Consider the following 13870-nt stretch of genomic DNA (forward strand, 5'->3'; position numbering starts at 1 on the left):
CATGGCAATTGATAAAAAAATAGTAAAGATACTTCCAGCACTTCGAATGATTTTATCTGAAGATAAAATTAAAATTGCGACCATTTCAGCAGATGTAGATGCATCAATAGCACAAATAGCATTCGATACAGAAGGCGAAGCAGAAATTGTATTAAGCGAAATTAAAAAAGGAGTATTATCTTATAAAGAAGCAAAAGGTAATTTTCCACAGTTAATTAATTTAAAAGGTCTAGGTCTGGTTGCTGTTGCCGAAACAGCTTACGAAGTTGACTGTTTGTTATATCAAAAGACAATTGACCAGAATAAAATTAAGTCAGGTCGTGCATCTGGTAAAACAGCTATAATAACCGGAGGAGCTCAAGGTTTCGGCGGTGGATTGGTTGAGTTTATGATTAAGGATGGTGGCAATGTAATTATTGCCGATTTAAACGAAGAAAAGGGTAAAAAATATGCAGCTGAGCTAAATACTATGGCTGGTGCTAATAGAGCATTTTTTACAAAAGTAGATGTTTCTGATGTTAATTCAGTACAAGAATTAATTTACAACACCGTATGCGAATTTGGTGGATTTGATGTGTTTATTTCAAATGCAGGAGTTCTAAGAGCTGGTGGTTTAGATGAAATGACTCCTGATGATTTTGAGTTTATGACCAAAGTAAATTATACGGGATATTTTAATTGTGCCAAATATGCATCGGCTGTTTTAAAACTGCAAACAGCCCATAAGTCAGGCTATTTTGCCGATATCATTCAAATTAACTCAAAATCGGGTTTAAAAGGAAGTAACCGAAATTTTGCATATGCCGGAGGTAAGTTTGGAGGTATTGGTTTAACCCAATCTTTTGCCATGGAATTAATGCCATCGCGCATTAAAGTAAATTCAATTTGCCCAGGAAACTTCTTTGATGGCCCTTTGTGGAGCGACCCAGAAAAAGGGCTTTTTGTACAATATCTAAATGCAGGAAAGGTTAAAGGGGCTAAAAGTATTGATGATGTAAAAGCATTTTACGAAGCTCAAGTACCTGCTGGACGCGGTTGCACCGTAATTGATGTAATGCGAGCAGTGTATTATATCATGGAGCAAGAGTATGAAACCGGACAGGCTGTTCCGGTAACTGGAGGGCAAGAAATGCTGAATTAAAATTATTGGGAGTTAATAATAAAAAGCTAATAAGATGGTTAAGGGAGTGATTTTTGATTTGGACGGAACCTTATTGGATACTATTGAAGATATTGCTGATGCAAATAATAGAATGCTAGTTGAGTTTGGTTATCCAACACATCATGTAAATAAATACATTGAGTGGATCGGAAATGGAGCTCGAACTCTAGAGGAGGCTTCATTGCCTCCTCATGCTCGTAAGGAAAATACGCTTAGTTATATTACAAAGTATAAGGTGTATTACGAAGCGCATTTAAATGCAAAAACAAAACTATTTCCTGAGGTAGCCAATGTTTTAGATGCGCTTACGAGCAAAAATATTCCTATGGCAATTGTTACCAATAAACCGCAGCCACTTGCCAATAAAGTGGTTAATGCATTCCTAAGTAATTGGGGTTTCAAAAGTGTTATTGGTCACAGTAATCATTTTCCTCATAAACCTGATACCAAAGGAGCTTTACACTTTGCCAAACAAATTGAATGTAATCCAGATCAAATATTATTTATTGGAGATTCTTGCGTTGATATACAAACAGCTATCGCTGCGGGTATGATTCCTATGGGTGTTTCATGGGGTTATGGTAACCCTAGTTTAGGTGGAAATAATATAAATGTTATCCATTCACCTCAACGAATTACTGATTATATAAAAAATACATACATATATGAAAACGAAAGCTGTACGACTGTATGGTAAAAAAGATCTTCGTTTAGAAGAATTTGATTTACCAAAGATTAAGGATAATGAAATTTTAGCAAAGGTGGTTTGTGATAGCCTTTGTATGTCATCATACAAGGCAACTAGTCAGGGAGAGGCACATAAACGCGTGCCCGATGATGTAAGTGCAAATCCTATCATAATAGGACATGAGTTTGCAGGCGAGTTAGTTGAAGTTGGCGCTAAGTGGAAAAATGAATTTAAAGCCGGAGATAAGTTTTCTATTCAACCGGCCTTAAATTATAACGAAGGACCAGTTGGTGTATTAAGTGCGCCAGGATATTCTTATGCCAATATTGGTGGCGATGCCACTTATGTTGTTATACCTAATGAGGTGATGGAGCTGGGGTGTTTATTGCCATATGAAGGTAAGGGCTTCTATCCAGCTTCTTTATCCGAGCCTTTGTCATGTGTAATTGGTGCAATGCATGCAAATTATCATACAACTCCAGGGTCATATATTCATAATATGGAGATTGTAGATGGTGGGAAAATGGCATTGTTAGCTGGAGTTGGACCCATGGGGTTAGCAGCAATTAATTATGTGCTAAATAGAGAAGATAGAAAACCATCATTATTAGTAGTTACAGATATCGACCAAACTCGTCTTGATAGAGCTGCTTCTCTTTATTCAGTTGATTATGCTGCTTCAAGAGGTATTCAATTAGAGTATATCAATACAGGTGCAATGGGTGATGCTGTGGCCGGATTAAAAGAAATTTCAGGAGGAGAAGGTTATAACGATGTGTTTGTTTTTGCACCAGTGCCGCCAGTGATTGAGCAGGCCGACGCTATTTTAGGTTTTGATGGTTGTTTAAATTTCTTTGCAGGACCATCTAATCCTGATTTTAAGGCACAAATGAATTTTTATAATGTGCATTATGCTTTTACCCATGTGGTAGGAACTAGTGGCGGTAATACCGATGATATGAAGGAAGCTTTAGAGGTGATGTCTAAAGGTCTCGATCCTGCAGGTTTGGTAACACATATTGGAGGGTTAAATGCGGTTATTGATGCAACATACGATTTGCCCAATATACCTGGAGGAAAAAAATTAATTTATAACCATATAGAGATGCCTTTAACACCTATTGCTGATTTTCGCGAGTTAGGAAAAACTAAAGCTATATATAGCATGTTAGCAGATATATGTGAGGCAAATCAGGGCTTATGGAGTGTTGAAGCTGAAGAAATGCTATTGGTAAATGCAAAAGCGTTAAATTATTAGGCGATGTTTTAGCCTAAAATAAAGGTTTAATTACTTGAGGTGTAGATATAATATTGCTTTTTTTTTGCTCAGCATAATCCTTATCATCTATTCTCAAGCCTACTATATGTAGTTTTGTCATATTAATAATTATAAACTATATAAGATGATTTATTTAGCAGATACAGCAAATATCGAAGAACTAAAAACACTGTTAAACTACTTTCCATTGGAAGGGGTAACTACAAACCCAACAATAATTGCTCAAGCAGGAAAACCAATGTCGGTTATTCTTCCTGAGTTGATTGAACTAGTGGGTGATAAAATGTTACATGTTCAAATGATCAGTAACAAGGCAGAAGATATGGTTAGAGAGGCAAAGGCCTATAAAACCAAATTTAGTTTGGGCGATAACTATTATGCTAAAATACCAGTTACCGAAGAAGGATATAAAGCCATGTCGCTTTTAAAAGACATAGGTATTAAGGTAACAGCAACAGCCATTTTTACCCAGCAACAGGCCTTGGTAGCTGCTAGAGCAGGTGCTGATTGGGTGGCTCCATATGTGAACAGATTAGATAATATATCATCGCATGGTATCGAAGTAGTTGGAAACATAGTAGAGAATATTGAAAGGTATGGATTAAAAACAGGCGTTTTAGCAGCAAGTTTTAAAACAGTAGATCAGGTTCATCGAGTTAGCATGATGGGAAGTCAGGCGGCTACGATTAGCTTCGAAATTTTAGAAAGGCTTCGCAGTCACCCAATGACAGATATGAGTGTTGAGTGGTTTGAGAAAGACGCCGAAGGATTATATGATATAGAATTTTAAAGAATAAAGGTTCGAGCGTTTTATTATCTCTCTATTTTTCGCTTAGAGCCTTTATTCAATTATAAAAAATAGAACAGTTATGCCAGATAAAACATTACAAGAAAAAGCTGCTGATAATATTCGAATATTATCAGCAGCAATGGTTGAAAAAGCAAAGTCGGGTCATCCAGGGGGTGCCATGGGCGGTGCCGATTTTATTAATATTCTTTATACCGAATATTTAAATTACGATCCGTCAGATATGAATTGGGCACATAGAGACCGATTCTTTTTAGACCCAGGACATATGTCGCCTATGCTTTATTCTACACTTGCACTTGGAGGTAATTATACCATGGACGACCTGAAAGGGTTTAGACAATGGGAAAGTGTCACACCAGGCCATCCTGAGGTTGATGTTATGCGTGGTGTAGAAAATACATCAGGGCCCCTTGGACAAGGGCATGCAATGGCCTTGGGAGCTGCAATCGCAGAACGCTTTTTGGTGGAACGTTTTGGTGATTGGATGGCGCATAAAACCTATGCATTTATTTCAGATGGTGGTGTACAAGAAGAAATCTCGCAAGGAGTAGGTCGCATTGCCGGTCATTTGGGATTGAGCAATTTTGTAATGTTTTACGATTCCAATGATATTCAGTTATCAACTAGTGTTGAGGAGGTAACAACAGAAAATACCGCACAAAAATATAAGGCATGGGGTTGGGAAGTTATTACCATTGCTGGAAACAATGCCAATCAAATTAGAGAAGCTATCAATTTTGCACATTCATGCAAAGACAAGCCTACCTTAATTATTGGTAAAACAATAATGGGCAAAGGATGTGTTACATCTGAAGGAGAAAATTTTGAAGGGAAGTGTTCTACACATGGCCAACCCTTATCAGCAGCAGGTGCCGATTTTGGTAAAACAATTGCATCTCTAGGTGGTGATGCTGAAAATCCATTTGCAATATTCCCAGAAGTAGCTGACCTTTATGCCAAGCGGAAAAAGCAGCTTCTTGAAATAGCCAAAGAAAAGAAAGTAACAGAACAAAAATGGCGGGCTGAGAATTCAGATTTAGCCAAAAAATTAGATCGCTTTTTCTCTCAAAAAGCACCCGAATTTGATTATACAAAAATAGAACAAAAAGACAATAGTGCTACTCGTGCAGCTTCTGCCACAGCATTATCTTATTTTGCCGATGATATTGAGAATATGGTTGTGTCATCTGCCGATTTATCTAATTCAGATAAAACGGACGGTTTCCTTAAAAAAACCAAAGCCTTTACAAAAGGTGATTTCTCAGGTTCGTTTTTACAAGCTGGAGTATGTGAATTAACCATGGCTTGTGTAATGAATGGAATGGCTTTACATGGCGGAATTATCCCAGTGTGTGGTACATTCTTCGTATTCTCGGATTACATGAAACCAGCCGTTCGATTATCCGCTTTAATGGGGCTACCTGTAATTTATTTATGGACACACGATGCCTTTAGAGTTGGAGAAGATGGTCCTACACATCAACCTGTTGAGCAGGAAGCACAAATTAGGTTAATGGAAAAGCTCGAAAATCATCATGGACACAACTCAATGTTGGTTCTTCGCCCGGCCGATGCTATCGAAGGTACTGTTTCGTGGAAAATGGCCCTAGAAAATGTATCAACGCCAACAGGACTAATTTTATCTCGTCAGAATATTACTAATTTACCAGGAAAGAATAGATACGAAGAAGCTTTACAATCAAGCAAGGGAGCATATATTATCGAGGACTGTATTGGCGAACCCGATGTTGTTTTATTGGCAAGTGGTTCAGAAGTATCAACGCTAGTGGAAGGTGCTAAGTTATTGAGAGAAGATAGTGTTAAAGTGCGAATAGCTTCAGTTCCATCCGAAGGTTTATTCCGCAGACAGACTAAAGAATACCAGCAATCAATTTTACCAACAGGAGTACCACGTTTTGGATTAACAGCAGGTTTGCCGGTTAATTTAGAGGGACTTGTTGGAGAAAATGGATTTGTTTGGGGTTTAAAATCATTTGGATATTCAGCACCATATACCATTCTTGATAAAAAGTTAGGGTTTACCGGCGAAAATGTTTACAAGCAGGTTAAGCAAAATGTTTTAAGCGAAGTTTTGCAATAAATATCCAACTGATATAAAACAGAAGGTTAACATTATTTGAACCTTGATTACAATAATATTCTTATGCCTTTGGGCTTTAATTAATAACAAACTATAATTAAGTAGCTGTTTCAAAAGTAAGTATCTTTTGTAACAGCTACTTTGTTTCAAAACTAAATTGTATGGAACTGTATCTTGATTCGGCAAACATTGCTGAAATTGAAGAAGCCTTTAAATTAGGCTTCATAGATGGACTTACGACTACGCCAACCTTTATGCACAAAAATGGCATAACCGATATTGATGGCGCAATACTAAAATTATCAAAAATAGTACCCACTTTAATGATTGAAGCGCTAGGCGATAGTGCTGAAGAAATTGTGGCAGAGGCAAAACGTTTGTTGGCTTTGGGTTTAGATAAAGAAAAAACAGTATTTAAAATTCCGGCTTCATTAATCGCTGTTCAGGCATGTAAAATGCTACGTAACGAAGGTATCATGGTAAATATACACTTAGTTTACAATATCCAACAGGCCTATATGGCCATGGCTGCCGGTGCTAATTATGTTTGTGTTCTTGTTGGGCGTATGCAAGATCAGGGTTATGATGCGCTTAACTTGGTAGACAAATGTGTTAAACTGGTAAATCAATATGATTACGATAGTAAGATAATGTTCTCTTCGGTAAGGTATCCAGAGCATATTAAGGATGCAACAGAATTAGGCGCTCATAATATAACTATCCCTTGGAACATACTTAAAAATTTAAACAACAATAGCTTTACTAGTATTGGTACCCAACAGTTTGTAAATCACACGCGTCAAATGACTTTACACGTTGGCGAGGTACTGAGTAATAAAAATCCGATTGTTTCTTTAAATGCAACGGTAACAGAAGCAACCATAGAAATGACAAAGTCAGCCACAGGAGCTGTTACAATAGTGGATTCTGAGGGTAATATTAAAGGTATCTTTACGGATGGCGACCTGCGTAGAGGTATGAGTTCTGAAGGTAAAAAGGTATTATCAATGTGTATGTCAGATTTCGATATGAAATTCCCGATAGTAATTGATGTCAATGAAAAGTTGCACCAAGCAGTTGAAATTTTTAAGGAAAAGGAAGTTGATAATATCATAGTAACATCCAATAATAAACCCGTGGGTATGCTCGATGTTCAGGATTTAGTAAAACTTGAAGTTTTATAGCGTCGGTTTTCAGCTCCTATAATTTTACCTGAATAATTCGCAAATTATTCAGGTAAAACAATATCATGATTTTACAAATTGATTTTCTCTTAATAATTCTCCGAGAGTCAATTTGTAAAATAACGTCTCTCACCGCTTCATTATTTGTACAAGATATAAATGCGTTATCAGACTTATTATTCTGCCCTTTTATAACAGATGTTGCATAAATGACACAATGAGAATATCAATGCAACTATACTTTTAGTAATAGAACTGTAGTATTAAGTTTAGGCTATGTATTCAGCTAAGTTTACTCTATAAATTATTTTATAAAGCAGGTCTGATATTATTTTTGTAGGCTGTTTTATATAAGAACTATTTAACAAAGGTCTTATAAATAAAAATATGAAGCGTAGAGATTTTTTTAAAATATCTGCTTTAGCAGGAATAGGATTATCATTACCAATGGGAGCTTTAATGAGTTCTTGTGAAGGAGAAAATGAGCATTCAAATGAATTTAAACAATTAGTATTTGATTTATTAAAGGATTGGTGCGATGGTATGCTTAAACAGCAAATTATTATTCCACCTGAACCAGAATCACATGGATTATTGGTTTGTCCAACATGTGATGTGGTGCATGCGCGATGCATGGATGCTGTATATCCTTTTTTATATATGGCTAAACAAACGGGGGAGGATAAGTATTTGGAAGCAGGTATTGCCGTTTTAGAATGGGCCAATTATAATGTCACCTTGCCAGATGGCAGTTGGTCCAATGCACTGGATCCAAAGTCGTGGAACGGAACTACTGTTTTTGGTGCTATTTCTTTAGCAGAGGCTTTATATTACCATAGCGATTTGCTCGATGAGGCTAGGGTACAGGCGTGGAAAAAACGGTTAGACGAAGCAGCACAGTTTATCCATAAAAAATTCACTTTAACTTTTACAAATATCAATTATGGCGCTACAGCAATATATGCGCTTAATTTAATTGGTAGGGTATTAGACAAACCCATTTATATAAACCGAAGTAAAGAATTGGCCAGTGGAGTAAAAGAGTTTTTTACACATCCAAATGGTCTGCTTTATGGCGAAGGAAAACCAAGTGATAAAATTAGCGCAAAAGGACTTCCTGTAGTTGATTTAGGCTATAATGTAGAAGAATCGTTGAACAGTATTGTAATGTATGCATTGCACGAGGGAGATGAAGAATTGCTACAAATAGTGTCTAAATCCTTAGAAAGCCATTTAGAATTTATGATGCCTGATGGTGGTTGGGATAATAGTTGGGGTACACGTCAGTATAAATGGACATATTGGGGGAGTAGAACCTGCGATGGAAGCTCAATTTCATATGCAATGATGGCGCATAAAAATCCCGCTTTTGCTACCGCTGCCATTAAAAATACTGAACTGCTTAAGCGTTGCACTGCAGATGGTTTGTTGCAGGGTGGCCTCCATTATTCTAGTCATGGTATTAAAACATGCATACATCATACATTTGCTCATGCAAAGCCACTTACAACATTATTAGATCATTGGGCACATTTATCTAAGTTAAATGATAGAGCACCGTTACCTAGAGCTGTCGCTGATGGAATTAAACATTATGATGAGTTGGACACTACTTTATTGGCTCGTGGCGATTGGCGTGGAACCATAACGGCATACGATGCTATTTATAAAGATGGTGATTATAAGCATCCTACAGGTGGGGTAATCTCGGCTTTATATCATAATAAAGTAGGTTTGTTACTTGCAGGTAGTATGGCTATCTATAAATTGGTGGAAGTGCGTAACCAACAGCCTGCTCCAGGAGAAGATATAGCTCTTACGCCTCGTATAGAAACATTTAAGGACGATCATTGGTATTCTAATATTTTTGATTTAACGGCAAAAATTACCTCAAGTGATAACAATGGTGTCATTACAAGCGTGGCAAAAGCCAAGTTAAGAGATAAAAATAATCAAGAAGTTAGTGGTACGGCATCTAATTTTGAAATCGATTATAAGTGGGCGACTGATTTTGTGCAGATATTTGCTAAAACATCCGAAAGTATTAAAAATGCAACGCAATTTGTTTTACCAATTATTTCGGCATCATCAGAACTTGTTCAACAGCTTACAAGCAACGAAATTAGAATAAAGAAAGAAACAGGTACAGTTGTAATCACATCTAATGTGTCTTTAAAAATTAAGGATATGCCCAAAACCAGAACTTTTAATATGGTTCCCGGAGTAGAGGCCTTACCCATTTTAGCAACTATAGAAAATAAGCAAAACATCAATATTAAAATACAAGTGATATAAGTTATTAATCTCCATCCCAAATTTAGGTGGGTTGGAAACAATAATTAAGCAATCCGAATTTTCAGAAAAAATAAATAAAATAGATTCAAGCGTTATGAAAAAACTCTATGTACTAACAATGCTATTCTCTATAATGGCATGTTTATCTGCTCAGGATATAAGTCCGGATAATATTAAAAAAGATATGAAACGTGTTGCCGATTGGCAAATAGAACACTTTGGTGATACTTTTAGTGGAAAAAATGGGCCGCATCACCCATTACATTGGACTAATGGAGCACTATATGTAGGTATGGTGAAATGGGCAGATATGGCCGATGACAATTCTTATTGGGAGTGGATGAAGAAGATTAGTGAGGAAAACGAATATAAGTTATACAATCGTATGTATCATGCTGATGACCACACTGTAGGTCAGATGTATATTGAGCTTTATCGCAAATATGGCGATGAAAAGATGATTGAACCCACAAAAGAGCAACTCACTTATATAAATTATCATCCAGCGCAAACATCTTTAGTTTGGAAGGGAAATAAGTTTTATAAACACGATAGATGGAGTTGGTGCGATGCATTATTTATGGCACCTCCAGTTTGGGCTAAGTTATACAATATTACGGGCGATGAGATGTATCGCGATTTTTTAATGAGAGAATTTAAGGCCACTACTGATTACTTATTTGATAAAAAAGAAAATCTGTATTTCCGCGATCAGGGTTATATGGGTAAATTAGATAATGGCACAAAAATATTTTGGTCAAGAGGTAACGGATGGGTATTTGCTGGTTTAGCCAATATAATGGACGAATTTGATCCGTCTTCAAGTGAGTATAAATACTTCCTGAAGATTTATAAAAAAATGGCTAAAAAACTCATCAGTATTCAAACAGAAGAAGGACATTGGGCCATGAGTTTACTAGGCGATAAGTTTTATCCAACTCCGGAAACTAGTGGATCTGCATTTTATGTTTTCGGATTAGCGTGGGGAATTAATAATGGTATCTTGGACAAAGAAACCTATGAACCAAGTGTCATAAAAGGATGGAATTCTTTAGTAAGTCATATCACTGCAGATGGTATGTTAGGATATGTGCAACCAATTGGCGCGGCTCCTGGGAATGCTTGGGCCGATAAAACAGAGGTTTATGGAGCTGGTGCATTTCTAAGTGCAGGTGCTGAGATGTACCAACTAGTTTCAGATAAAAAATAGAATTACTCAAATTATCATATTGATTTAGCGAAAGATGAGGGGCTGTTATTTCTGATAATAATAGCCCCTTATTTTATTTTAATCAGGTATTAATTTATATACGGTTATGGATTCAAAAAGTAAAACATCTCACCTTTTTATACTTCTTTTGTTAGTAGTATGTTCTGGGTTTATTGATATAGGAGCTCAAAATTTAAAACTTCTTCAATTAAAATGTAATTCTCAGTTACATCCCATTGCAATAGAATCGCCAAATCCTAAGTTTTCATGGATTGTACAGGCATCAGGGTACAATAAAGAGCAGTCAGCCTATCAAATTATTGTGGCATCTCAAAAGGAATTCTTATCAGAGGATAAAGCAGATATGTGGAGCTCCGGTAAGGTTAAGAGTTCAGCATCTATCAATATACTTTACAGCGGAAAAGCTTTAGGTTCAGCTACAAAATATTGGTGGAAGGTGAAGATTTGGGACGAAGAAGGTAATGAGTCTGGGTGGTCAGCTATAAATAGTTTCGAAATGGGATTATTAGATCGCAGCGATTGGGACAAGGCAAAATGGGTGTCTTTGAGCAAGGATGATAGACGCTCAGAACACAGATTTAGAGATTATAAAACATCAGGAATGAAAAAGCCTACATCAGTAACGAGTCATGCTGTAGGTTATTTTAGAAACGAAATAAATACCACAAAAAAGGTTAAGCGTGCCCGCGCGTACATATGTGGTTTAGGTTATTATGAACTGTATATTAATGGAGAAAAAACGGGCGATCATGTTTTAGATCCGGCACCATCTAACTACGATAAGCAAGCTTATTATGTAATTTACGATGTTACCGATCAAATAAGTAAAGGAAAAAATGCCATAGGAATAATTCTAGGAAATGGCTTTTACGGTCAGAGTATTTGTTGGAAACGAGATCCAGAATCGGAGCGAGATCTATCTTTTGGGGTACCTGCTGTTAAGTTAATGGTAGATATAGAATATGACGATGGAAGTACTGCTCAGGTACTGACTGATGAATCTTGGAAAAACTCTACTGGGCCTATTGTATTTGATAATATTTACGGAGGTGATACCTACGATGCACGTTACGAGATACAGGGCTGGAATAAAGTAAATTATAACGATAAGAAATGGAGTAAAGTAAAAACTGTTTCTCCCAAATTAAATAAGGTAAGTGCTAACCAAATGCCTCCAATTAAGCGATTGTATACTTTGGAACCGAAAAAGGTTTTTAAATCGCCAAGTGGGAAATGGATTGTTGATTTCGGGCAGAATATTGCTGGCTGGGTTAAGATCAATGTAAAAGAAGAAAAAGGCCAGGTGATTACTATTCGAACAACCGAAGCCTTAACGCAGGCGGGTGATGATATATTTTTAGGATCAACGGGCGGCGGTGCCAATGGTATGGCTCAAATTTTAACTTACATCTGCAAGGGTAAAGGCCTTGAAAGTTGGGAGCCTAAATTTTCGTATCATGGCTTCAGATATGCTGAGCTAAGTGGCATAAGTACTAATCCAGATGTGAATATTATACAGGCCATTGTGGTTGCCAACGATATTGAACAAACCGGTAGTTTTGCAAGCTCGGACCAATTATTTAATAAAATGGACACCATCAGTAAATGGACCATTGTTGATAATTTGCATGGAATTCCGGAAGATTGTCCGCATCGCGAAAAATGCGGTTGGCTCGGTGATGCACATGCTTTTTGCGAGTATGCACTGTACAATTACGATATGAAAACGTTCTATGAAAAATATATGGAAGACATTCGTACCCAAATGCGTCCTACTCCTGGTAAAAATGATCCAACGCAACGTTTTTTAGTGCCTACGATGATAGCTCCAGGAAAGCGAACATCTAGTATTGCAAAACTCGATTGGGGGATTGCAGCAATCTATTTGCCGTGGTATAATTATCTGTATTATGGCGATGCCTCAATTGTAAAGGAATATTACAAAGAAATGAAGCAACTTACCAATTATTATTTATCGTTTAAAAATCAGGATGGTATAATCGATAATGGAATGGGTGATTGGTGTCCTCCGCTATGGGATAGGAGACAGAATCCTAAAGCCATGGAATGTGACCCGGTTGTTTCGGCAAATACATATTTCTATGATATACTTGGCGTAATGAAATCTTTTGCATCCTTAACTCAGGATGATGCATATGCAGAAACTTTACAAAAGGAGCAAGTAGCTTTAAAAGAGGCTTTCGACAAGCAATATCTAGAAAGAATTCCCTTGGTAGGGCATTTATGGTACGGTAGTCAAACAGCAACGGTTATGGCTCTTCAATTTGGTATGGTTTCAAACGAGAAAATAGAATCTGTTATCGATGGTTTAGTTTACAATATTGAAGCGGTAAAGGGAGGGCATCATGCTACAGGAATACATGGTAATAGGTACATATATACGGTTTTAACCAAGTACGGAAAAGCTGATTTAGCTTATAAACTATTAACCACCCCAACCTTTCCAAGTCAAACTTATATTATGAATTATGGTTTTACTACTTGGCCAGAACGTCAGTTTTATTGGGATGAAATGGAAGGCTTAACTAATTCATTAAATCATCCGATGCATAGTGGTTTTGCGGCTTATTTTTATGAATCGTTAGGAGGAATAAAACCCTTGTTTAAGAGTGCCGGATTTAAGAACTTTTCTGTGAATCCAATGGCTCCACAAGCTATATCAAAAACAAAAGTATGTGTGCCTACACCATATGGTCAAATAAAAAATACATGGCATAAAAAAGATGGTATTGTGAGTATGAAATTATCAATACCGTTTAACACTAAGGCAATATTTAATACTGATGATATCATTTTATCATCCTTAAGTATTAATGGAAAAAAACATGTTGCATTATCTCATAATTCTAGTGAATTAGTATTAGGTTCGGGAGAATATTTAATAGAGTATTCCTTAAAGGAGCTTGAATAACGAATAAATGAGCTGATTTCCCATAGGTATGAATATCAGCTCATTTGTACTGATGTTGCATTTGTGCAACAAATTTAAGTGCGTAGTAATAGTACGCACTTAAATTGCTAGCTTACTCTACAAAAATGGCAGAATAACCCAATGGGATGATATAGTTTTAAACTCGAATAAAGTTTCCAAACAGGGT

Annotated in this window: 9 protein-coding genes; all 9 read left to right on the plus strand. The window is 36.6% G+C overall.

Going from position 1 to position 13870, the window contains the following annotated elements; genetic code table 11:
* Position 1: 1 nt before the first annotated feature.
* The 9 genes from QMO11_RS01640 to QMO11_RS01680 all read left to right on the plus strand — a co-directional run bounded on the left by QMO11_RS01640 (position 2) and on the right by QMO11_RS01680 (position 13683).
* Positions 2-1141, plus strand: coding sequence for an SDR family NAD(P)-dependent oxidoreductase (locus tag QMO11_RS01640; RefSeq protein ID WP_282035722.1), 1140 nt, complete (start codon positions 2-4; stop codon positions 1139-1141).
* A gap of 34 nt (positions 1142-1175) precedes the next feature.
* Complete coding sequence (locus QMO11_RS01645; protein WP_282035723.1) at positions 1176-1859, plus strand: HAD family hydrolase; 684 nt, start codon at positions 1176-1178, stop codon at positions 1857-1859.
* Positions 1828-3108 (plus strand): zinc-binding dehydrogenase, encoded by a 1281-nt coding sequence (locus tag QMO11_RS01650; protein ID WP_282035724.1) that lies wholly within the window; start codon positions 1828-1830, stop codon positions 3106-3108. Before QMO11_RS01645 ends, QMO11_RS01650 begins: the two co-directional genes overlap by 32 nt.
* Before the next feature lie 145 nt (positions 3109-3253).
* A complete protein-coding gene (locus tag QMO11_RS01655) occupies positions 3254-3919 on the plus strand; it encodes a transaldolase family protein (RefSeq protein WP_282035725.1) in 666 nt (221 codons plus the stop codon).
* A 79-nt stretch (positions 3920-3998) separates the two neighbouring features.
* Positions 3999-6041: a transketolase family protein gene (locus tag QMO11_RS01660; RefSeq protein ID WP_282035726.1), complete on the plus strand. Its 2043-nt coding sequence runs from the start codon at positions 3999-4001 to the stop codon at positions 6039-6041.
* 161 nt (positions 6042-6202) lie between these two features.
* The gene (locus QMO11_RS01665; protein ID WP_282035727.1) at positions 6203-7225 is read left to right on the plus strand and encodes a transaldolase family protein; all 1023 of its coding nucleotides are present in this window, start codon (positions 6203-6205) and stop codon (positions 7223-7225) included.
* A 387-nt stretch (positions 7226-7612) separates the two neighbouring features.
* Positions 7613-9520 (plus strand): ulvan lysase-like protein, encoded by a 1908-nt coding sequence (locus QMO11_RS01670; protein ID WP_282035728.1) that lies wholly within the window; start codon positions 7613-7615, stop codon positions 9518-9520.
* A gap of 94 nt (positions 9521-9614) precedes the next feature.
* A complete protein-coding gene (locus tag QMO11_RS01675) occupies positions 9615-10730 on the plus strand; it encodes a glycoside hydrolase family 88/105 protein (RefSeq protein WP_282035729.1) in 1116 nt (371 codons plus the stop codon).
* A 106-nt stretch (positions 10731-10836) separates the two neighbouring features.
* The gene (locus QMO11_RS01680) at positions 10837-13683 is read left to right on the plus strand and encodes a family 78 glycoside hydrolase catalytic domain (RefSeq protein WP_282035730.1); all 2847 of its coding nucleotides are present in this window, start codon (positions 10837-10839) and stop codon (positions 13681-13683) included.
* Positions 13684-13870 lie beyond the last annotated feature (187 nt).

Source organism: Saccharicrinis aurantiacus, assembly GCF_947489045.1.
Taxonomy (GTDB): domain Bacteria; phylum Bacteroidota; class Bacteroidia; order Bacteroidales; family Marinilabiliaceae; genus Saccharicrinis; species Saccharicrinis aurantiacus.

Coding starts and splice junctions, on each gene's coding strand:
- QMO11_RS01640 (WP_282035722.1), top strand. CDS start 2: ATGGCAATTGATAAAAAAATAGTAAAGATACTTCCAGCACTTCGAATG.
- QMO11_RS01645 (WP_282035723.1), top strand. CDS start 1,176: ATGGTTAAGGGAGTGATTTTTGATTTGGACGGAACCTTATTGGATACT.
- QMO11_RS01650 (WP_282035724.1), top strand. CDS start 1,828: ATGAAAACGAAAGCTGTACGACTGTATGGTAAAAAAGATCTTCGTTTA.
- QMO11_RS01655 (WP_282035725.1), top strand. CDS start 3,254: ATGATTTATTTAGCAGATACAGCAAATATCGAAGAACTAAAAACACTG.
- QMO11_RS01660 (WP_282035726.1), top strand. CDS start 3,999: ATGCCAGATAAAACATTACAAGAAAAAGCTGCTGATAATATTCGAATA.
- QMO11_RS01665 (WP_282035727.1), top strand. CDS start 6,203: ATGGAACTGTATCTTGATTCGGCAAACATTGCTGAAATTGAAGAAGCC.
- QMO11_RS01670 (WP_282035728.1), top strand. CDS start 7,613: ATGAAGCGTAGAGATTTTTTTAAAATATCTGCTTTAGCAGGAATAGGA.
- QMO11_RS01675 (WP_282035729.1), top strand. CDS start 9,615: ATGAAAAAACTCTATGTACTAACAATGCTATTCTCTATAATGGCATGT.
- QMO11_RS01680 (WP_282035730.1), top strand. CDS start 10,837: ATGGATTCAAAAAGTAAAACATCTCACCTTTTTATACTTCTTTTGTTA.